Origin of the sequence: Ruoffia sp. FAM 26254 (genome assembly GCF_045528545.1) — a bacterium.
GTDB classification, from domain to species: domain Bacteria; phylum Bacillota; class Bacilli; order Lactobacillales; family Aerococcaceae; genus Ruoffia; species Ruoffia halotolerans.
Genome location: NZ_JBGQQY010000007.1, coordinates 45675 through 65828, shown reverse-complemented (window position 1 = coordinate 65828; position 20154 = coordinate 45675). Strand labels below are relative to the sequence as shown.

The following is a 20154-nucleotide window of genomic DNA, read 5'->3' as shown; positions in this document are numbered from 1 at the left end:
ATATTACTATTCCTCACTTTCCTCTTTTATTTTATTTAAGACTTTTGTCAGTCGAGCTCCTGTATCGAGAAAGACACGGATCTCTTCTTCAGAAAACTCATCGAAAATAATTTTCATTGAGTTTTCCATATGTTGAATGGCTCGCTCATAATTTTCTTTTCCCTCATCTGATAATTTAAGAAAGATATTACGGCGATCATCTGGGTCATCTTCTTGAATCAGCCATTCTTTTTGAACCAAGCCTTTGACCGTTCTAGATATTGCTGGTGAAGATACGTTCATTAAAGTAGCTAATTCACGAGAGGTCAACATTTTATCTTCTTCTCGATGAGTTTTCCATACATGAAACAGTATCTTGAACTCGCTTTTTGACATCACTGATCGACCTTGAACTTCTGCAGCTCTAGAAAACATTTGCGACATGTTGTACATCTGATGCACTAAATGACGCTTTTTCACTATAACACCTCCTTAAATAACTTAACTTTGTTAATAGTTAACTTTGTTAATTATAAGCGAGTTATTAAATGAATTCAAGTAAACCATTCAAATAAATCTATGAATACGATTTCTTATCTAAAAATAAAAGAACCAGCTATAAATCGCTGGTTCTCGTGTTTATTTCTCAGTATCATTCAATTGATATTTCTTATATTCTTGTATAATATGTTCAGCCATTTCTTCGATCGATTGATTTTCTACGCTGACAATATGAGCATCAACTTTATCAAATAAATCGTTCGCAAACATTAGTTCAGTTTTCACACGTTCAAGACTTGAATAGGTCGCATTCTCATCAAGTCCAAGAAACTTTACTCTTCCTTTACGAATATCACTAATGTATTTAGGCGATGCTGATAAGCCAAATATCTTTTCTTTTGGAATTTCAAAAATTTCTCGTGGGATATTTGCTTCAGGAAAAATGGGTAGATTCGCAACTTTGTAGCCTTTATTAGCTAAATACATACTTAAAGGTGTCTTAGATGAACGAGAAATTCCTAAGATGACGATGTCAGCTAATTTAAAACCGCGTCGGTTCTTTCCGTCATCATATTTAACTGCAAATTCAATAGCTTGAATTCGCTTGAAGTATTGATCATCTAAATTATGTAAACTTCCACTCTGTTCACTCGGTTCTTTGTTAGTGATTATTGAGATATGCTGTATTAAATCATGAATCGGATTAAAGTAGAACAAGTCATTCTTTTGGGTAAATTCTTTTGTAAAATAATGTAAGTCTTCATTAACTAAGGTTGCAACGACTGTGGCATGATGCTTTAGTGCATCTTCTAAAATCTCAGTTAATTCTTCTAACGTATTAATAAATGGAAATCGTTTAACACTTGAATCAGTGAAAGTCGGAAACTGTGCCAGTGCGGCATTTGTTACCCTAATCGCTGTCTCTCCAACTGAATCTGATATAATATAAAATGTTTGGTGATATTTTTCTTGCACTAAGCATCCTCCTCTGAACTTAACTCAACGAGTAAATCAATTATATTCGTCTTAGACATCTTGCCAATAACCTGATCGTCTGAACTAATTACCGGTAAAGAATCAATCTGATGTTTGGAAATTAATTCCGCCGCTTTCAGCACCGTCATTTCTGATGTAACCGCAATGATGTTAGGCATTCTGGTCATGACAATTGCGACTGCAGTCTTTTCAGCTTGGCCTGCAAGCAAACTTCTTAGTAAGTCTTTTCTTGATACAACTCCGATGAGACTTTTCGACGATGAATCCACTACATAAAGTGAGCCAACATCATACATGAATAATGAAGTAATTGCATCATTTACCTTTGTGTCCGGGTAAACAATGACGGGTTGAATCATCACATCCGCCACTTTATACTGATTAAATTGCTCAAACAAAAGTGACTGAGGTTCAAGTCCTGAGTAGATATAACCGACTTTCGGTCTAGCATCCAGAACCCCGGTCATCGTTAATACAGCCAAGTCACTTCTCAACGTCGACTTCGCTAAACCAAGCTCTTCAGCAATAACATCACCACTTACCGGTTCTTTGCTTTTAACAATTTCAACAATTTGTTTCTGCCGTTGTGTGAAATTCATATTATTCCCTCACTTTACCATCTAAATATACCTGATTATTGATTTAATTTGATTGCACTTTGAGCTGCTGCCATTCGAGCGATCGGAATTCGGTAAGGTGAACAAGACACGTAAGAAAATCCTAATGACGCAAATAATTCTACTGATTTTGGGTTTCCTCCGTGCTCACCACAAATACCAAGTTTCATTGTTGAATTTACTTTCTTAATATTTTCAATCGCTATCTTCAGTAAAGCACCGACACCTTCTTCATCCACACGTTGGAATGGGTCATAGGCAAGTACACCTTCATTCACATACTGGTTTAAGAATTTCCCAGCATCGTCTCGTGAATAACCAAAGGCCATTTGTGTTAAATCATTTGTACCAAAACTACAGAAGTCACTGTGTTGCGCAATTTTGTCCGCAATTAAACTTGCTCTAGGTGTTTCAATCATCGCTCCAATTGTATACGGTACTTGAACTTGATGTTCTTCTAATATAGTTTCAATTCGCACTTGAATAATTTCTCTTAGGTAAGCCGTTTCACGCTCTGTACTTACTAATGGTATCATAATTTCAGGCTTAACGGCTATACCTTTACTATTTAACTCAATAGCTGCTAACATGATTGCTTCTGCTTGCATCAAATATAATCCTGGGTAAGTCATTGCTAAGCGGCAACCACGGTGTCCGAGCATTGGATTTAATTCTTTCAAACCTGTCAGCCTTTGCGAAATATCTTCAACTGAAACGTTTTGTTGGCTTGCAACAAGTTCAATATCTTGTTTAGAATTTGGTAGAAATTCATGTAAAGGCATATCCAGGAGACGTATTACCGTTGGTTTATCTTGAATCAATTCAAAAATCTCTCTAAAGTCACCTTGTTGATGGATTAAAATCGAGCCTATTGCATCTTTTCTTTCTTTATCACTGTTAGAAAGGATAAAGCGACGTAATTCTCTCAAAGGTTCTGGTTGAAAGAACATGTGCTCTGTTCTAACAAGTCCAATTCCTGTTGCCCCAAAGTCTAAGCCCGCTTGAATATCTAAAGGCGTTTCGGCATTCATACGCACTTTTACTGTCGCAATGTCATTTACCCAAGACATCACAGTATGGTAATTCTCATCTAAATCTGAATTTCGAGTTTGAATTGCTCCGACATAGAGTGATCCTGTGTCCCCATCGACTGAGATGATATCCCCTTCAACTAAACTACCACCAGGATAATGCAGGGACTTCTGCTCTTCATTAATCTCAAGTACATCACAACCTGCTACGCAACATTTTCCCATGCCTCGGGCAACAACGGCTGCATGAGAAGTCATCCCACCATGGTTTGTAACGATTGCCTCACTGACACTCATTCCTTCAATATCTTCAGGAGAAGTTTCGTGACGTACTAAGATGACAGGTTTACCTAGTGCCGACCATTCTTTTGCTGTTACAGCGTCAAATACTACATGTCCCATCGTTGCGCCTGGACTCGCTGGCAGACCATTGTCTGTCACTAATTCAGCTTGAGCTAAATCTTTCTCATCAAAAGTCGGGTGTAATAATTGATTAATCGATTCTGGATCAATCGTTAATAATGCTTCCTCTTTAGTTAAGATGCCTTCATTAACAAAATCGACGGCGATTTTGAATGCTGACTTTGCTCCTCTTTTTCCATTACGAGTTTGCAGTAGATGTAGCTTTCGGTCTTCGATTGTAAATTCCACATCTTGCATGTCTTTATAGTGCTGTTCTAATTTATTAGTCATGTCTAGTAATTCAGTATAGATTTCAGGCATACTTTCATTTAAACGGTTAATAGAGATGGGTGTGCGAATTCCAGCCACTACATCTTCACCTTGAGCATTCAATAGGAATTCGCCATATAATTGGTCTTCTCCTGTTGATGGGTTTCTTGTGAAAAGAACACCCGTACCACTTTCTTTGTTCTTGTTACCGAATACCATCTCTTGAATTGTTACTGCTGTTCCAATTGAATCTGGAATATTATTTAATTTTCGGTAAATTTTGGCTCGATCATTATTCCATGATTTAAACACCGCTTCAACCGCACCCATAATTTGTGCTTTGACATCTTGGGGGAATGCTTTACCAGCAAGATTTATATAGATTTCTTTATACTGCGAAATCATATCTTTTAGATCATCAGCTGTTAATTCGAAATCTTGGCTATAACGTTTATTTCTTTTAACTTGATTTAAAATATTATCAAAGTGTTTCATATCAATACCATACACAACATTCCCATACATTTGCAGAAGTCGACGATAACAATCATAAGCAAAGCGTTCATCTTGTGTGATTTGTGCAAAGCAAGCAACATTTGCATCATTCAAGCCTACATTCAATATTGTATCCATCATTCCTGGCATTGAAATCGTCGCACCACTTCTAACTGAAACTAAGAGTATATTTTCTGTGTCAGAAAATCCTTTCTTTGAACTTTCCTCCAAGCGAATTAATGCAGCATTTATCTCTGATTGTGTCATTGAATCCAATTCCTCACCATGTTCCAAATAATCGATACATGTTGCCGTCGTTATGACAAAGCCTTTAGGTACTGGTAAACCTAAGCGCGTCATCTCAGCTAAGTTACTCCCTTTACCACCTAATAACTCTTTCATCTCTAGGCTTCCTTCATTAAAATCGTATACATGTTGCATAATCTATGCCTCCTAAATTATTTAATGCGTCATAAATACAATTATATAATACGCATTATATAAAAGACATATGATGATTGATTGCAACATATATATTGTTTCGCATAAAGAAACAGCCTATGCTCAAAGCATAGGCTGTTAAACAATTAGTCATTGTAATCTTTAATCGCTTTACGTGAAAGCAAAATTCGATCAATCGCATCTTCATAATGTTTTGATGCATAAGTGTGAAATAATATATCCACGACATAAAACTGTACATGCAGAGAAGCAGTCGCCGCGCTACGATATAATTGTTCATTCGCTCTAACATGGCGTAACGTTACGTCGGCTTCTTCAGATAAACTATTCTTTCCAAACTGTGTAATCGCCATCGTCTGACAACCTGCTTTATTTGCAAGTTGCATTAACTTTATCACTTCTTTTGTTTCACCCGAGTTAGATATACCCACGAAAAGAGCCTTTTGTTGGTTCCCTGTTATGAGAGTAATCATCACATGTGCATCTTTTTCAACAATCGCTATCTTGCCAATACGGCGCCACTTTTGGGCAAAGTTTTCTGCCACGAGGTGAGAAGATCCCACCCCATATACATAAATAACATCTGCCTCTTCAATTTGCTGAATGGAAGCATTGACTTCTTCTTCTTTAATTAATGATGTTGTATCAACTAAAGATTGATGCGCATTTCCCAATAATTTTTCTTTAATTTCATAAAAATTCTCATCCTCACTTATATCAGAGTAACCTGAATCGGTTAATTTTGATAATTCGCTGGAAATCATTAGTTTCAACTGGGTATATCCATCAATATCTAAGCGTCTACAAAAACGAACCACGGTTGGAGCACTGGCACCCGCTTTTTCTCCCAACTGCTTAGCTGAAAGATAGATTGTGTCTTCTGGTGCATCTATAATTGCTTGAGCAATCTTCTTTTCCGCCTTAGGTAAACTCTCTTTGATTGATTTTATCAAGCCAATAATATTTGTCTCAGCCAAACAATCCTCACCACTTTTCTATAATATTAACGATTTACTTGAAGTTTAAATTTTTGCCAAGGTTTTATATCATCTAAGATAAACATTTCCTCTTCTCTTACTCTTCCTACAACATTACTCTTACCGCTGTTTTTCATATCCTTGAGGGCAATTTGTAATTCTCCGGCATAATGTCCGTACTCACTACTTTCAATAATGACATCACCTCGTCGGATGACTTCTACTGGATTTATGACATCAAACTGGTGTCCTTTGTATTTTACTCGGCTTTGGGTAGAGCGAATCATATTTTCACTGATATCGCCTCGGTTAAAGTGCAATGTATCGAATAAAATAGCTGTCTCAGTTTCAGGTAAATTCTCAATTGGATCAACGTTAAATACCGGCATTGTTAGATCTAATTCTTTTACTTTTTGTAATTCGTCCTCTGTTGGGAAGCAGTTAGATATAATTATATCATCGATGAGGTTTAATGTAATATAATGTTTTAATTGAACATCTAAAGGTAATTCCCGATGAATCTCTAATGTTGGCAGACCATCCGTGACTGGCCAAGGTCCATATGTATCTTTATTCTGACTTGTAATAAAGGCTGCCGTTCTTAACCCATATTGGCTAAATCGCTTTGTACATGCTTTGAAGAAATCGATTCCTAAACCACTATAACGGTGTGGATAAAAGTTATGACAAGCGATTAAATTATATTGGTTAGGTTGATAGTCCATGATGGTATCAATCGTATGTACATTATTACTCATATTAATCTCAATCAGCAAATCTTGCTCATTAAAAGTCATTAAAGCCTCTTCACTTCCGGTGAAGCCCATGTCTAAACGCAAGCCATCGGCTCCAATCTCTTTAAAGAATGATAAATCATCATAACTTATGTTTAACTTCTCAAAGATACGAGGGGCCACATCAACAATAATTTCAAAGCCAAGGTCTTTAGCATACTGATTCACTTCTATAAATTCAGATATGATTTGATCTTTGTTACCATCAGCTGATAGAAGACATGAAAAGATTCGACTGAAGCCACTTTCTGAAGCGGCTTTAATATATTCTTTGATACGTTGACTGTCATCTTTTTCTGGATAAATTGATATTCCTAGTTTTCTCATAATTACCTACCTTTTTACTTAATAAACGCCCTAGATTAATAGGACGTTTGAATGTGTGATGATATTTTATTCTGCGCTTGTATCTTGTTGTTCTTCGGCTAATAATTGGTTGTCATAAGTACGAACAAATGGATAATAAATTAAGACAGCGATGAGTGTTAAGACAATATTTAGTACTGCTGCTCTCCAGTCATTCCCCATAGAAAGGAAGGCTCCTATTGGGCCAGGTAACGTCCACGGTGCACTTGCGACTGTTCGACTGACAAATCCCCATTCTGTTGCGTACCAGGCAATTACAGCATTCACCATTGGAGCAACCGTGAATGGAATCATTAATGTTGGGTTCAAGACAACTGGTGCCCCGAAGATTAATGGCTCGTTAATATTAAAGATTGCTGGAACTAACGCTGTTTTACCTAAGGTTTTCCCATAAGTAGATTTAGTTGCGAACGCAAGTAATAATGCAAGACCAATCGTTGCTCCTGCACCACCGATATAGATAAACCATTGATAAAATGGCTCTGGAGCTGTATTCTGAATGGCTTCACCCGCAGCTAATGCGGTTGTATTTTGCTCTAAAAGGACTAACCATAAAGGTCGAGCTAAAGATCCAACAATGGATGCACCGTGAATACCAAAGATCCAGAAGAAATTCGTTAAGAACGTTAATAGTAATACCGAACCTAATGAGTCAGAAGCTGAAATAAGTGGTTCCATAAATGTTGCAATAATTCCGTGAACATCTATTTCCATCCACATTGTAATCGCTGATACGACAATTAGAATAATAGCAGTTGGCGTTAGGGCTTCAAATGAACGTGCCACTGAAGCAGGAACTTGTTCTGGCATAGAAATCTTGAAACCACTACGTTGAGTAAATCGATATACTTCAACGGCGAAGAAGGCACTCAGTATCCCGATAAACATCCCACCGGATCCAAGATTTGCCATTGGAATATTAAAGCCAGCTGGAATTTGTTCTAAATAAGTTGCCAATTCAGGATTCTGTGTAGCTAATTCAGTCACGCCATCAGTGACTGCAGGAATCATCACCGGGATGACAGTTAATAGATAAGCTAATTCTGCTAAAATCCCGCCTGATAAACCATCTAAATCGTAAGATTTTGCTAAAGAATACCCAATACCAAAGACAGCGTATAAGGTCATAATGTACATTGACATTCTATAAGGTAATAGAATCTTGAATTGACTCTCCATAATCCAATTTGAAATACCCCATGATTCAGGTAATGAGTTTGGTAAAAAGGCAATAACCATAAACATAGAAGCAACAATAATGATCGGTAATGTCGCAACAATACCATCACGAATGGCTCTTAAGTGACGTTGCTCACCTAATTTTGCCATCGGTGTCGAAAGATGTGAATCAATCCAATTCGCTATGTTTTCAAACATTTTTTATCCTCCTTAGTTGAATAAATCACTGGCTTCATTTTTAATTTGCTCTAATAAAAATTTCCCACCGATGGGTGAATAACCTTTAGGTGCAATTAATAAGATTGGCACATTGGCTTTGTCAGCATCTGCTTTAAACGTATCAAATCTGTGACGCACTTGCGGTGCTACTAATGCTAAATCATACTCTCTTCCTACTTCATCAGAAAAGGCAGAAGTACTTATTTCATTTACTTCAAAATCCAATCCATCTTTTTGAGCTGCTTCTTTTAACGACTTCGCAGCAATGGCACTCGACATTCCACCGGCACAAACTAATAATATTTTCATTCTAATTCCTCCTTAAAATAAGACAGCAGCATAATAAATTCCAAATAACATGACAAAAGCTAAGACTGAAAACACGCCCCCTAACCAAAGAAAAGCTTTACCTAATTTCTTTTTGTTTTGAATTTTTTCTTGGATAAAACCTATACCATAACCAATGACTAGACTTAATAGTGTAATTACTACTAAAAGCATATTTCTTGGAATGTATTCAATAATAGTCATTCCAATGGTAAATGTTATAAATATATACAACATCAGTAAAAAGGCATTTTTGAAACTGAGTGTTGGAACTTGCGTTCTTGCTTTTGTTTCTGATCTGTTTTTAGCCATCATCATCACCTTTCACCTTTTATGCTTAACTTAATTTCTTCTCCAACTCATTCAATCGTTTATTCTGTCTAATGAGTATATTCGCTAAATCCCTTACTTCCATCGCAGTCATCAAGTGATCTTGGGCATGGACGAATAAAACTGAAACCGTAATATGGTTTCCATTCACTTCATCCGTAATAATGCTTGTTTGTACTTTATGTGCTTTTTTCAAAAACTCATTCGCCTCAACAAGTAATTCCTCGGCTTTCTCGTACTCCCCTTTTTCTGACGCTTCGATTGCTTCATAGGCTAATGACTTCGCATTGCCTCCATTAGAAATAATCTCGAAAATAATTTCTTCCATTTCATCGCTCCTGTCTCATTTTTAATGAATACGTTTTCACACATTGATAATAACATACATTTACTTAAATTGAAATATCATTTCGTGTATTTTAAAAATAAATGAAATTTTCTTCAATAATCAGCAAAAAAACTCAACAAGATTTTGAGCTTGTTGAGCTATTATAATATTTAAGGTGCGTATTGAATTTTACCTAAGATGGCTGGTTTTGAAGCGCCAGTGGCACTTGGGACATTTGACGGTTGTTTATGAAGAGTTTCGTTGGCTAATATAACAAACGCAATCGCTTCTTTCGCATCTGAATTGAACCCAATATCCTCCTGAACTAAAATAGACACTTCTGGCATTAATTCTGACAAGTACTTTCTTATGGCTTTATTATGACTTCCCCCACCAGAAATGATTAATTCATCGAGAGTATGTATTTTCTCTACGTATTCGTAGTAGTGATAACTGATGCAATACGCTGTGAACCAAGTTAGTGTCGCCACGACATCTTCTGCTTTACTTGATTTATATCTTTTTAATATAGGCGCCACATAATCATCGCCAAACATTTCTCGACCTGTTGATTTTGGAATGGGTAACTTTAAATATGGATGACCTTTCAATTCAGCTTGGAGTTGAGGAATGAATTCACCACTCAAGGCTGATTCTCCCCCATTATCATAGTTTTTCTGAAAATAATGTTTCATTGCCGAGTCAATCATCATATTTGCTGGTCCTGTATCAAATGCTACAATATCGTTGGAATCCATTGTATTTGGGACGATTGTAATATTTCCTATGCCACCAAGATTTTGTAAACCTCTGGATTTATTCTTATCTGCGTACACTACGTACTCAGAATATGGAACTAAAGGGGCTCCTTGCCCACCTAATGCAACATCGATCACGCGAAAATCACTAATCACTGTACAGCCACAACGTGCTGCGATGACGCCACTTTCACCCAATTGCATTGTATTTGCAACGTATTCATTATTAGGAAAAGGATGGTGGTAAATTGTTTGACCGTGACTGGCAACAAAGTCCAACTCAGTTGTTTCGATCCTAGCTTTTTGACAAATTTGTTTAACTCCATCAGCAAACAATTCACCTAATTCAAAGTTTAGCGATGACAAATCGGCTGGTCGAATGAACTCATTTGCAGCACATTGACGAACTTTTTCTTGAATTGCTTGAGGTAAATCATACGTATCAAATTCAATTAAACGCACACTCGTATCCGTTCCGGAGCCTAATATTTCACATAAGGCGACATCAATTCCGTCTAAAGATGTCCCCGACATAATTCCAACTGAAAGCATAAACGACCTCCTCTTTATTTATTGCGCAGGTTCAAAGACTTGATTATCCACTTGCGAAACAAGCATTAAATATATGAATCCTGAAAAACTATAGGCCATTAAATCTTCAAAAGTAGCTGTTGAGTCACCCACAACTTGCCCATCTTGAATAATTAATAAACCACCTTCGCCAATATTTGTTGACTCTTTTGGATAGCCTACTCCGTACGCATACTCACCGTCTACTTTTATTTGTCCAAACCCATTTAATTCAAAATTTTCAACCTCTACCAATTCATCCACACTTGCATTGTCAGATACTAGAGCTGAATGGTCAGTAGTTGAAACTAATCCGTCTGCCATAAAGGCAAGTGATAAAGTAGTAATCCCCGTATAAATTAAATTCTCATTCACAAAATAAAAATCAACTTGAGCCCAGTCTTCAATACCGGTGGTCGGATTTAAATCCCCTTCTTCAGCCCGATAAATAAAACTAATCGTTGCAGTTCCATCTTCTGCCGATTCCTCAGCAACTTCAATATCCTCATCTGGATTATATGTTTCAAGAACTTGAGTGTAAGATGTTCCTGGATCCATTGTTTCTAAATCTGCTAATTGATACTCTTCGATAGCAGTTTGATAATCTTCCCAAGCTTGATCTAACATTTTATTCTCCTGAGCTGTGTCTTCAAACAATGTGAGTGCCCAATCAGGTATCATTTCAAAGTCTGTGCTTGTTGTTTCTGATGTTGCATGAACATGATTTATTAGGGGACCAAACATCGTGAATAGAAGTAACATGACTAAACTTTTTTTCATATTTTTCATTTTTATTTCCACCCTTCCATATAAAGCAGCAACCTATCTTGTTTTATTATACTGAAATCCCTTTCATAGTGGTACTAATATGAGTTATTTTGTAACCGTGTGAGTGGTCGCTTTATTATCTCTATGATACAATTGATATAATATAAATTAATAGGAGGATCAAATGTCAAACCAAATTAACAAAAAATATGCGCCACTTTTCGAACCCTTGCGTTTACCTAATGGAATTGAGATTGCTAACCGCTTTTCGTTAAATCCATTAACAACGAATGCATCATCCCGTGAAGGCTATGTCACTGAGGAAGAAACTCTTTATGCCGAAAGACGTAGCAAATCTGCGCCTCTTCAAATAACAACTGCTGCGTATATCGAAGATTATGCACAATTGTTCGAGTTTGGACCGAGTGTTCGTGACGACAGTTATATCTATGGTTTATCTAAATGGGCCGAAGCTATGAAAAAAGATGGTGCGAAAGCCATACTACAATTAACTCATGCCGGTCGTTTTGCGAAAGTAACTTTGCGCGATTACGGCGTAGTATATGGTCCAAGCCAAATGAGTTTAAAAACTCCGATTGAACACGAAGTTTTACCTATGTCTAAAAGAAAAATTAACCACGTGATTCAACAATATGCTGACGCGACACGCCGTGCCATTGAAGCTGGATTTGACGGAGTTGAAATTTCGAATGCTCAACGCCTATTACCACAACAGTTCTTCTCACCTTTCTCAAATGAACGCGATGACGAATACGGTTCTCAAACATTGGAAAATCGTGCACGTTTCGGTGTTGAAGTGATGAAAGCTGTTCAAGGTGCTATTGATGAGTCAGGTGTTGAAAACTTTATTCTTGGCTTTAGAGGAACACCTGAGGAAACGCGTGGATCTGAAGTTGGCTATACTGTAGATGAGTTTAATCAATATTTTGATTGGCTATTAGAAGTGTCAGATATTCAATACTATGCGATTGCTAGCTGGGGGCGCGACATTTATAAAGCAACTGCCCGCGCTGGAAAACACGAAGGCGAATTAGTTAACAAAGCAGTTTATGATCATATTAATGGACGTGTTCCAGTCATAGCAACAGGTGGGATAAATGACCCCGATAAAGCACTAGAAGCTTTAGAAAATGCTGACATGATCGGAATGTCATCTGTGTTTGTTACTGAACCAGATTTTGTTCAAAAATTGGAAATTGGTAAAGAAGGTGACATCAGACTTGGCTTTGAATTAGATGAGCTGGCTGATTTAGCGATTCCGAGACGCGCTTTCAAAGATTTAATCGAATTTATGGACTTCGGTGGATCGTTACCTCAAGAAACGCGCGATGAATTCCGTAAACTGACTCAACAAGACGACACAAGTTACTTTAAAGAGTTTAAATAGCAAAAAACGACTCAATCCTATGCGGTTGAGTCGTTTTTTTGGTTTAGGTAGGAAATTTAATGTGAATCCTTCTTAATTTATTGATTTTCTGCGTGGAAGTGACACTTTGAGTTTCCATAGTATCGCTCACCAACCATAAACCGATTAATCTGCTCGTAAAGCAATCGCCGCGTCTTTATTAGCTGCCATTTTAGCAGGAATGTGTCCACCTAGTACAGTTAGGATCGTGCTGATGATTACTAATACGAGTGCGTGTACTGGATCTAGTTGGGCAACATTAGGTAATTCCGTCAACGATTCGATTACTGAGTTTATTGGGAAAGTCAGTAAGTAAGCGACGACGATTCCTATAACACCTGAGAAGACCCCAAGAATTAATGTTTCAGCGTCAAATACACGTGTGATATCTTTCTTACGAGCACCTAAGGCTTTCAGTACACCAATCTCCTTCGTTCTTTCAAGTACAGACGTGTAAGTAATTATACTAATCATAATCATACTTGTAATTAATGAAATAGCTGCAAAGGCGATTAACACATACGTGATCGCATCCATTAAGCCTCCAGTTAATTCTGTCATCGTACCAGCTAAGTCAGAGTAAATAATTTTATCTTCATTAGCCTTACCTTCATTAAATTCATCAAGGTATGCCAACACTTCATCTTTAGCTTCGAAATTGTTCGGGTAAATCATAATTGTATTTGGTATTTCATTGGCACTTAAGAAAGTCATTAATTGATCTTTTGATTCACCTTCTAAAGGTTCATTTGTCATCACATTAACATCGGATTCTTCTTGTGCTTGAACGACATCAGATTCTTGATTTTCGTTTACAACTTTTTGAGCGAGTAAATCACTGTACGCAATACCTGGAGCTAATAAGTCCATTGGTGAGTCTTCTTTAATTCGAAGAACGCCTGAAACTGTGATTATTTCATTTGAATCATTATTGTAAACCTCTTCTAAATCTTGGTTTGGTACATAATTACCTGTAGGTAACTCTTCATAATAAGCATTATTATAAACTAATGCAATTTTAGTTCCGACAATATCTTCAAATGGAATCGCGTCACCTTCTTCTACTTCAAATCCTAAATTATTCAAGCCATGTAAGTTCGCTTCGTTATTCTCATCGACAATTAGGACGACTTCATTTTCATTGGCTGGATAATTTCCAGAAAGGACATCATAGTTATCTTGTAAGAATGTATTGTTGCCAGAATCTAAGTTATGCGGGAATGTTGAGACACCAACACCCGTCATGCTTGAGACCATATTCATCATATCACCAGTGATTTGATTTTCGCTATCAACATTTGAAAATCGAACCATTTGTGGCTCGCCATCAATTTCACGCATTAAATTCAACTGCGTGCTACGCGCATAGTTAATATGTTGACTTAACGCCGGATCAATATTTTCCACATAATCAATAAATTCTTCATCAATTGGATTAATATGTTGTAAATTCTCTCTCGGATCCACATCTGCGACTACTTCTGATGTCTCAGGAAAAGGTTCGCCGCTATCTTGAATATTCGTCAGATTCTCTGCGGATGTATCTTGAGCAATTTGAGAAATCGTAATCGGAAACTGCGCTAATGTTTCTGCTTGTGTTTGGTCAATTTGCTTTTGGAAACCATTTGATAAAGATAGGACGACTGCTATTCCGATGATTCCGATACTGGATGCAAATGCAGTTAGGAACGTCCGTCCTTTTTTAGTCCAAATATTTTTAAATGATAAGCTTAATGCTGTAAAATAGCTCATCTTAGTACGTTTTAAATTTAATTTATCTGCTTCAACCGTATTGTCATATGGATTTGAGTCATTAACCATTTGACCATCGCTAAATTCAATAACGCGATTGGCATAATTTTCAGCTAATTCAGGGTTATGTGTGACCATAATCACTAATTTCTCAAGTGATAGTTCTTGAATTAACTCCATAATTTGAATACCAGTATCTGAATCTAATGCCCCTGTGGGTTCATCACATAGTAAAATATCTGGATCATTTGCTAACGCACGTGCAATGGCTACACGCTGCATTTGTCCTCCGGATAATTGATTTGGTTTTTTATTTAAGTGATCTCCTAAGCCAACTCGTCTTAAGGCATCTTCCGCTTTTTGACGTTTTTCCTCTTTCGAAACACCACTTAATGTCATACCTAATTCCACATTATCAGTAATGCCTAGGTGACTAATTAAATTGTAACTCTGGAAAACAAAACCAATAGAGTTATTTCGATAAGCATCCCAATCTGTATCTTTAAAAGATTTAGTTGATTGCCCATTAATAATCATATCTCCACTATCGTAGCGGTCAAGTCCACCGACCACGTTTAGAAATGTTGTCTTCCCTGAACCACTTGGCCCAAGAATTGCTACGAATTCTTTTTGACGAAACGCAACAGATACATCATCTAATGCTTTCGTAACTGTATTTCCTACTTTGTATACTTTTTTGAGATTTTTTAACTCTAGCATACTTCACTTCCTTTATATATATTTTAAGATTGAATTTATGTCCACCTTTTACTTTACCACTGATTTATTGACTCTACATTAATTAATCCCTTTTTAAGAAAATATTTGTAAAAAATCTGACTTTGTGGTACATTTTGAATAATAAAAAGATAGGTGGTGTACAAATGATTATTATCTAAAAAAGCAGCTTTAGGAAAATAGACACACAAGGTTTATTTTCTGCGGTCTTTTTTAGATGATAATTGTGCATCCTACAGGCTTTTTTGGTATACCAAACTGCCTACTAATATGCCCTTTCCTAAAAACGGCCGTGCTGCAATCTCATTGTAGTCGGCCGTTTTTTTGAATATGAGGTGAATATTTATGTTACAAATTAAAAATTTAACTATACGACATCGATATGATTTATCGATTTTAATGGAAAATGTCAACTTCGTGGTGAATTCGGGTGATAAACTCGCGATTATTGGACAAGAAGGTAATGGTAAATCAACATTGCTGCACTATATCTTACAACAAAATCACATCCACAGTTACTTAGATATTTCTGGTGAGCTGGTCAATCAGTTTAGTAAAGTAGGCTATCTACCACAAGCTCTACCGGAAGAATTATTAGAAGAAGAGATTGAATCATTTTTCTTTGCGGATATAGACGTCGCAACACTTGATTACACTGAATTATATAAATTTGGGAGTCAACTTGCCTTTGATATTGACAGATTATACTCCCAACAAACACTGAAATCACTTTCTGGTGGTGAACGCATTAAAGTTCAACTTCTTAAATTGCTCATGATCGGCTGTGATTTATTACTATTAGATGAACCATCCAATGATTTAGATATCGAAACTTTGAATTGGTTGACGAATTTTATAAAAAATACAACACAAACGGTCATCTTTATCTCCCATGATGAAGCCCTGTTAGAAGAAACTGCTACAAGTGTCTTACATCTTGAAAGATTGCAACACAAAGAACGCCCTGTAGCAACCTTCGCCAACTTACCCTATAGTGACTATATTAGCCAAAAAGAATCCAAGTTTAATCAACAAATGAAAGTTTCATTGAAGCAACGCGAAGAACACGATAAAAAGATGGCACGTCATCATCGCATCGAACAAAGTGTGACACAACAGTTAAGAGCTGCGCATGATGCAACTGCTGGTAGATTGCTTGCCAAGAAAATGAAAGCAGTCAAATCTACGGGGAATCGCTATGACCGCGAAACTGAAAATTTTGACGAAGTCCCAATAAAAGAAGATCCTATTGATATTCGTTTTTCGAATACCCAGCCTGTTCCTCAAGGTAAACAAATTCTTAATCTATATAATGAAACGATAGAAATTGATGACAAAGTTTTAGCCAAAAACCTTAAACTAACTGTGAATGGGTCTGACAAAATCGGTATTATAGGACAAAATGGTATCGGTAAAAGTACCTTCTTAAAGAAAATTGAGCAAAAATTGGTGAATACTGATGCAGTAAAAGTTGGTTATATGCCACAAAATTATGAAGACATCCTTTCACCCGAAGATACTCCCATTAGTTTCTTAAGTGAAACTGGTTCGGCTGAAGAAAGAACACAAATTATGACTTACTTAGGTAGCATGAAGTTTTTGCCTGATGAAATGTCGCATTCTTTCAACGCCCTTTCTGGTGGCCAAAGAGCAAAACTATTCTTACTAAAATTTGACCTACAAAAACAAAATGTATTGTTATTAGATGAGCCGTCAAGAAACTTTTCAGCTACATCGCAGGGTGAATTAAGACAAAACTTTAAAGACTTTCCTGGTGTAATCATCACGGTATCGCATGACCGCCGCTTTTTACAAGCTGTATGTAATCGTATTGTTGAATTAACACCAGATGGCTTTGTTGATCGAAGTGATATGTTGAAGGAGTAGACGACTTTGATTAGTCTTCATAAGCTTTTGGGTTCTATATAGGAATCTGCTTAAATTTTTTCAGAAATGAAATGAGCCCACTAATGAAATGGACATATCTCTGGTTGTCCACGTTCATAGGACCAGTATAAATCTGCCAAAAACAAAATAAAAAAATAAGCCAGTTTAGACTTTTAAATCGTCTAAACTGGCTTATTTCAATTGATTCTTAATTAATACTAATTAAGCTTCTTGAACTGCAGGGTATACAGAAACTTGCTTTTTGCTGTGTCCTTTGCGCTCAAATTTAACAACACCGTCAACTAGTGCGAATAATGTATCATCCCCACCACGACCTACGTTGTTACCTGGGTGGATTTTAGTTCCACGTTGGCGGAAAATGATTGATCCACCTGTAACAGTTTGTCCGTCAGATGCTTTTGCACCTAAACGTTTAGCGATTGAGTCACGACCGTTTTGTGTCGAACCTCCACCTTTTTTCGTAGCGAACATTTGTAAATTAAGTTTTAACATTCCAATGCACCTCCTATGATATGAATTCTTTTTCGTATATATTTATAAATTCAGGATAACTTTCTGCCAGCACTTCAAAAGCAAAATGCAAATGTTGAAGTAATAACTGCGCATCATGAGTCACTGATTTACTTAAATTTGAAGGTAGCGTTACTTTTAAGTAACCTCCCTCAATTTCGTTTACTTCCGTTTCAACTTCAATGTTCAACAATTGAACTAATGAATTCTCAACTGAAATAACTTGACTCGATACTGCCGCACAAACAATATCATAACCTGGATCAGCATAACCTGCGTGACCCGTCATTAAGACTTGTTTAATGTGCTTATGAGTATCGCGATAAAATGATATGTTAATCATTATTATGCGTTAATTGAGTTAATTGTAACTTTTGTATAAGGTTGACGGTGACCCTGTTTAGTATGAGAGTCTTTACGACGTCTGTATTTGAAGATTGTTACTTTTTTACCGCGACCTTGTTTTTCAACAGTCGCTTCAACAGTAGCACCTTCTACAAATGGAGCACCAATTTTAGTGTCTTCTCCACCTACTAATACAACTTCATCAAAAGTGACTGTGTCACCTTCGTTAACGTCTAACTTCTCAATGAAGATTGTTTGTCCTTCTTCAACTTTTACTTGTTTTCCGCCAGTTTTAATAATTGCGTACATTCAAGCACCTCCTATATTTTTATTGTCAGAGTAATCACTTACTCCTACACCGAGACTCGCCATTTTAAGTGGATGTTTCCATCACTTATATACTTAAGATGTGCGGTTGCAGATGGGTGCACAAATACAACAGTAGTATCATAGCAAAATAATAGATAAGCGTCAACTATTTTTAATAATTATTCATAAAATTTCATTGCTTTTTGATACATAGGTAAAAGCTCATCAACTGTCTTTGCTAGCCAAACTTTATAGTCTTCTTCAGACTGTAATTGATGGTTCATCTTAGGTTCAATTCTCCCAATCATAAACTCTGCACTTTTAACTATTTCTAGACGTTCGAATAACTTAGCTAAATCCGCTTCTTGAATCGTTTCATAAGCCAATTTGGTATGATTGGGAATAATCATTATATCCTCAGGTAAAGATTGAAACACTTCAATATCGTCCTGAAAGAGTTTCGCAATATCTTTTTGATATAAGATATTATCAATAAAAGACAACATAATAAAAAGATACTCTCCCTTAATCCCAATTTGAAAATGAGGATATTTCTTATAACCACGGTTATCTCCACCAATGGCACACCAAGTTGATTCTAGCTCGTGAACTGAGCGTTGGATATGCTTTGCGACATGAACTGGCAAGGATTCAGTTGAATTCAATTTTGTTTGAATATGCTCCGAAATGAAATGACCATAATATCTAAATAATGGTTGGATTTCTGAGCGAATCAAAGCCATCTGTGTGTCTAAGCCTTTAATATTGAAGAGATTGAATTCCTCTTCTGTAAAAATATTTTCCATCACATTCCCCTATTTCATTACATCTTTAATTACACGCATGGCATTTTGGAAACCAAATTTTTCAATAGTTCCGTAATCCCAGCCTGAATGCCATAAGGCATCAAATAACAGATTCATCTTATCTGGGCCATCAATTTCTAACTCACCGCTCATGCCGTCAAAGTCTGTTCCTAAAGCGAGGACTTCTGCACCACCAATGTTACGAATGTGGTCCAAGTGTTCAATCATAACTTTAATGGTCGATTGATTTTGCGTTATATCTTTATTTAAGAATTTGCCAAAGAAATTCAGACCAATGACTCCACCAGACTCAGCGATTTTCTTGATCATATCGTCTGATAAGTTTCTTGGATGCGGTGAAAGAGCTCTTGCATTTGAGTGGCTCGCAATGATTGGTTTCGTTGACGTTTCAATCACATCATAGAACCCACCATCAGATAGATGCGAGACATCAATTACCATGCCTAGGCTATTCATTAATTCGATAGCTTCAAAGCCGAATTTCTTTAAGCCTTTTCGCATGTCGTTCTTGTCAAAACTATTCGGGTATCCAATAGAATTTTCTTTATTCCAAGTAAGTGTGACTAATCTAAAGCCCATCTCGTATAGATCTTCTAAGCGAGTGAGATCTTCCCCAATCGGTCTGCCGTCTTCTAAAGTTAAGAATATCGAGATATTATTAGCCATTTGGTTGCTTCCAAGTGTCTCATAGTTAGTTGCTAATTGAATGCTATTACTAAACTTATCAATACTTTCTTGTAAATGTTTGTATAGTTGATCGATGTATTCTTTATCGCTAATTATTGGTCTATTTTGCTTTTTAAATATGGCTTCATTTAGCATGAAAACAGCTAAAAATTGTGCCATCGCTCCGCCTTGACTTAATCGTTGAATATCAAGGTGTGTTAGAGAATTGTGCATTAAAGAATCGGCACCTGATAACGACGTATGCATAAGTGTGTCTGCATGTAAATCAATGAACTTCATACAT

20 protein-coding genes and 1 other annotated feature are annotated in these 20154 nt (G+C 36.6%); of the genes, 2 read left to right on the top strand and 18 right to left on the bottom strand.

Annotated features, from left to right (window positions below):
- Window positions 1–6 precede the first annotated feature (6 nt).
- From ACEN3Z_RS03315 to ACEN3Z_RS03260, 12 genes are all read right to left on the bottom strand, one after another.
- On the bottom strand, window positions 7–459 hold the full coding sequence (locus ACEN3Z_RS03315) for a MarR family winged helix-turn-helix transcriptional regulator (RefSeq protein ID WP_407089608.1): 453 nt from the start codon (window positions 457–459) through the stop codon (window positions 7–9).
- A 159-nt stretch (window positions 460–618) separates the two neighbouring features.
- Window positions 619–1455 carry a pyruvate, water dikinase regulatory protein gene (locus ACEN3Z_RS03310; protein ID WP_407089607.1) on the bottom strand — a complete coding sequence of 279 codons (837 nt, stop codon included), beginning with the start codon at window positions 1453–1455 and terminating at the stop codon, window positions 619–621.
- On the bottom strand, window positions 1455–2075 hold the full coding sequence (locus tag ACEN3Z_RS03305; RefSeq protein WP_407089606.1) for a helix-turn-helix transcriptional regulator: 621 nt from the start codon (window positions 2073–2075) through the stop codon (window positions 1455–1457). Before ACEN3Z_RS03305 ends, ACEN3Z_RS03310 begins: the two co-directional genes overlap by 1 nt.
- A gap of 35 nt (window positions 2076–2110) precedes the next feature.
- Entirely contained in the window at window positions 2111–4732 is a 2622-nt protein-coding gene (gene ppdK / locus ACEN3Z_RS03300; RefSeq protein ID WP_407089605.1) for a pyruvate, phosphate dikinase, read from the bottom strand.
- A 146-nt stretch (window positions 4733–4878) separates the two neighbouring features.
- The gene (locus tag ACEN3Z_RS03295; RefSeq protein ID WP_407089604.1) at window positions 4879–5730 is read right to left on the bottom strand and encodes a MurR/RpiR family transcriptional regulator; all 852 of its coding nucleotides are present in this window, start codon (window positions 5728–5730) and stop codon (window positions 4879–4881) included.
- A 26-nt stretch (window positions 5731–5756) separates the two neighbouring features.
- Window positions 5757–6851, bottom strand: a complete 1095-nt coding sequence (locus ACEN3Z_RS03290; RefSeq protein WP_407089603.1) for a DUF871 domain-containing protein — start codon at window positions 6849–6851, stop codon at window positions 5757–5759.
- Window positions 6852–6917: 66 nt separating this feature from the next.
- The gene (locus ACEN3Z_RS03285) at window positions 6918–8267 is read right to left on the bottom strand and encodes a PTS sugar transporter subunit IIC (protein WP_407089602.1); all 1350 of its coding nucleotides are present in this window, start codon (window positions 8265–8267) and stop codon (window positions 6918–6920) included.
- Between the two features lie 12 nt (window positions 8268–8279).
- Window positions 8280–8597 (bottom strand): PTS sugar transporter subunit IIB, encoded by a 318-nt coding sequence (locus tag ACEN3Z_RS03280; protein ID WP_407089601.1) that lies wholly within the window; start codon window positions 8595–8597, stop codon window positions 8280–8282.
- Window positions 8598–8609: 12 nt separating this feature from the next.
- Window positions 8610–8933 carry a hypothetical protein gene (locus ACEN3Z_RS03275; RefSeq protein ID WP_407089600.1) on the bottom strand — a complete coding sequence of 108 codons (324 nt, stop codon included), beginning with the start codon at window positions 8931–8933 and terminating at the stop codon, window positions 8610–8612.
- A gap of 19 nt (window positions 8934–8952) precedes the next feature.
- On the bottom strand, window positions 8953–9273 hold the full coding sequence (locus tag ACEN3Z_RS03270) for a PTS lactose/cellobiose transporter subunit IIA (protein ID WP_407089599.1): 321 nt from the start codon (window positions 9271–9273) through the stop codon (window positions 8953–8955).
- Window positions 9274–9443: 170 nt separating this feature from the next.
- On the bottom strand, window positions 9444–10583 hold the full coding sequence (gene anmK / locus ACEN3Z_RS03265) for an anhydro-N-acetylmuramic acid kinase AnmK (RefSeq protein ID WP_407089598.1): 1140 nt from the start codon (window positions 10581–10583) through the stop codon (window positions 9444–9446).
- An 18-nt stretch (window positions 10584–10601) separates the two neighbouring features.
- Window positions 10602–11390 (bottom strand): hypothetical protein, encoded by a 789-nt coding sequence (locus ACEN3Z_RS03260; protein WP_407089597.1) that lies wholly within the window; start codon window positions 11388–11390, stop codon window positions 10602–10604.
- 163 nt (window positions 11391–11553) lie between these two features.
- On the opposite strand from ACEN3Z_RS03260, the gene ACEN3Z_RS03255 reads away from it, so the two are divergent.
- A complete protein-coding gene (locus ACEN3Z_RS03255) occupies window positions 11554–12777 on the top strand; it encodes an NADH-dependent flavin oxidoreductase (RefSeq protein ID WP_407089596.1) in 1224 nt (407 codons plus the stop codon).
- 144 nt (window positions 12778–12921) lie between these two features.
- Here ACEN3Z_RS03255 and ACEN3Z_RS03250 read toward each other — a convergent pair whose 3' ends face one another.
- Window positions 12922–15267 (bottom strand): ATP-binding cassette domain-containing protein, encoded by a 2346-nt coding sequence (locus tag ACEN3Z_RS03250; RefSeq protein WP_407089595.1) that lies wholly within the window; start codon window positions 15265–15267, stop codon window positions 12922–12924.
- Between the two features lie 363 nt (window positions 15268–15630).
- Here ACEN3Z_RS03250 and ACEN3Z_RS03245 point away from each other — a divergent pair, with 363 nt between their 5' ends.
- Window positions 15631–17172 (top strand): ATP-binding cassette domain-containing protein, encoded by a 1542-nt coding sequence (locus ACEN3Z_RS03245; RefSeq protein ID WP_407089594.1) that lies wholly within the window; start codon window positions 15631–15633, stop codon window positions 17170–17172.
- Between the two features lie 222 nt (window positions 17173–17394).
- On the opposite strand, the gene rpmA is transcribed toward ACEN3Z_RS03245, so the two are convergent.
- The 5 genes from rpmA to ACEN3Z_RS03220 form a co-directional block, all read right to left on the bottom strand.
- Window positions 17395–17685, bottom strand: a complete 291-nt coding sequence (rpmA, locus tag ACEN3Z_RS03240; RefSeq protein WP_197105071.1) for a 50S ribosomal protein L27 — start codon at window positions 17683–17685, stop codon at window positions 17395–17397.
- 13 nt (window positions 17686–17698) lie between these two features.
- The gene (locus tag ACEN3Z_RS03235) at window positions 17699–18046 is read right to left on the bottom strand and encodes a ribosomal-processing cysteine protease Prp (protein ID WP_138403601.1); all 348 of its coding nucleotides are present in this window, start codon (window positions 18044–18046) and stop codon (window positions 17699–17701) included.
- Window positions 18047–18048: 2 nt separating this feature from the next.
- Window positions 18049–18357 (bottom strand): 50S ribosomal protein L21, encoded by a 309-nt coding sequence (gene rplU / locus ACEN3Z_RS03230; RefSeq protein ID WP_138403602.1) that lies wholly within the window; start codon window positions 18355–18357, stop codon window positions 18049–18051.
- A 42-nt stretch (window positions 18358–18399) separates the two neighbouring features.
- Window positions 18400–18475: a sequence feature (ribosomal protein L21 leader region), on the bottom strand.
- 61 nt (window positions 18476–18536) lie between these two features.
- A complete protein-coding gene (locus ACEN3Z_RS03225; protein ID WP_407089593.1) occupies window positions 18537–19163 on the bottom strand; it encodes a DUF1054 family protein in 627 nt (208 codons plus the stop codon).
- A gap of 9 nt (window positions 19164–19172) precedes the next feature.
- The gene (locus tag ACEN3Z_RS03220) at window positions 19173–20150 is read right to left on the bottom strand and encodes a dipeptidase (protein ID WP_407089592.1); all 978 of its coding nucleotides are present in this window, start codon (window positions 20148–20150) and stop codon (window positions 19173–19175) included.
- Window positions 20151–20154 lie beyond the last annotated feature (4 nt).

Coding starts and splice junctions, on each gene's coding strand:
- ACEN3Z_RS03255 (WP_407089596.1), top strand. CDS start 11,554: ATGTCAAACCAAATTAACAAAAAATATGCGCCACTTTTCGAACCCTTG.
- ACEN3Z_RS03235 (WP_138403601.1), bottom strand. CDS start 18,046: ATGATTAACATATCATTTTATCGCGATACTCATAAGCACATTAAACAA.
- ACEN3Z_RS03260 (WP_407089597.1), bottom strand. CDS start 11,390: ATGAAAAATATGAAAAAAAGTTTAGTCATGTTACTTCTATTCACGATG.
- ACEN3Z_RS03285 (WP_407089602.1), bottom strand. CDS start 8,267: ATGTTTGAAAACATAGCGAATTGGATTGATTCACATCTTTCGACACCG.
- ppdK (WP_407089605.1), bottom strand. CDS start 4,732: ATGCAACATGTATACGATTTTAATGAAGGAAGCCTAGAGATGAAAGAG.
- rpmA (WP_197105071.1), bottom strand. CDS start 17,685: ATGTTAAAACTTAATTTACAAATGTTCGCTACGAAAAAAGGTGGAGGT.
- ACEN3Z_RS03225 (WP_407089593.1), bottom strand. CDS start 19,163: ATGGAAAATATTTTTACAGAAGAGGAATTCAATCTCTTCAATATTAAA.
- ACEN3Z_RS03245 (WP_407089594.1), top strand. CDS start 15,631: ATGTTACAAATTAAAAATTTAACTATACGACATCGATATGATTTATCG.
- ACEN3Z_RS03290 (WP_407089603.1), bottom strand. CDS start 6,851: ATGAGAAAACTAGGAATATCAATTTATCCAGAAAAAGATGACAGTCAA.
- ACEN3Z_RS03280 (WP_407089601.1), bottom strand. CDS start 8,597: ATGAAAATATTATTAGTTTGTGCCGGTGGAATGTCGAGTGCCATTGCT.
- rplU (WP_138403602.1), bottom strand. CDS start 18,357: ATGTACGCAATTATTAAAACTGGCGGAAAACAAGTAAAAGTTGAAGAA.
- ACEN3Z_RS03305 (WP_407089606.1), bottom strand. CDS start 2,075: ATGAATTTCACACAACGGCAGAAACAAATTGTTGAAATTGTTAAAAGC.
- ACEN3Z_RS03220 (WP_407089592.1), bottom strand. CDS start 20,150: ATGAAGTTCATTGATTTACATGCAGACACACTTATGCATACGTCGTTA.
- ACEN3Z_RS03250 (WP_407089595.1), bottom strand. CDS start 15,267: ATGCTAGAGTTAAAAAATCTCAAAAAAGTATACAAAGTAGGAAATACA.
- anmK (WP_407089598.1), bottom strand. CDS start 10,583: ATGCTTTCAGTTGGAATTATGTCGGGGACATCTTTAGACGGAATTGAT.
- ACEN3Z_RS03270 (WP_407089599.1), bottom strand. CDS start 9,273: ATGGAAGAAATTATTTTCGAGATTATTTCTAATGGAGGCAATGCGAAG.
- ACEN3Z_RS03275 (WP_407089600.1), bottom strand. CDS start 8,933: ATGATGATGGCTAAAAACAGATCAGAAACAAAAGCAAGAACGCAAGTT.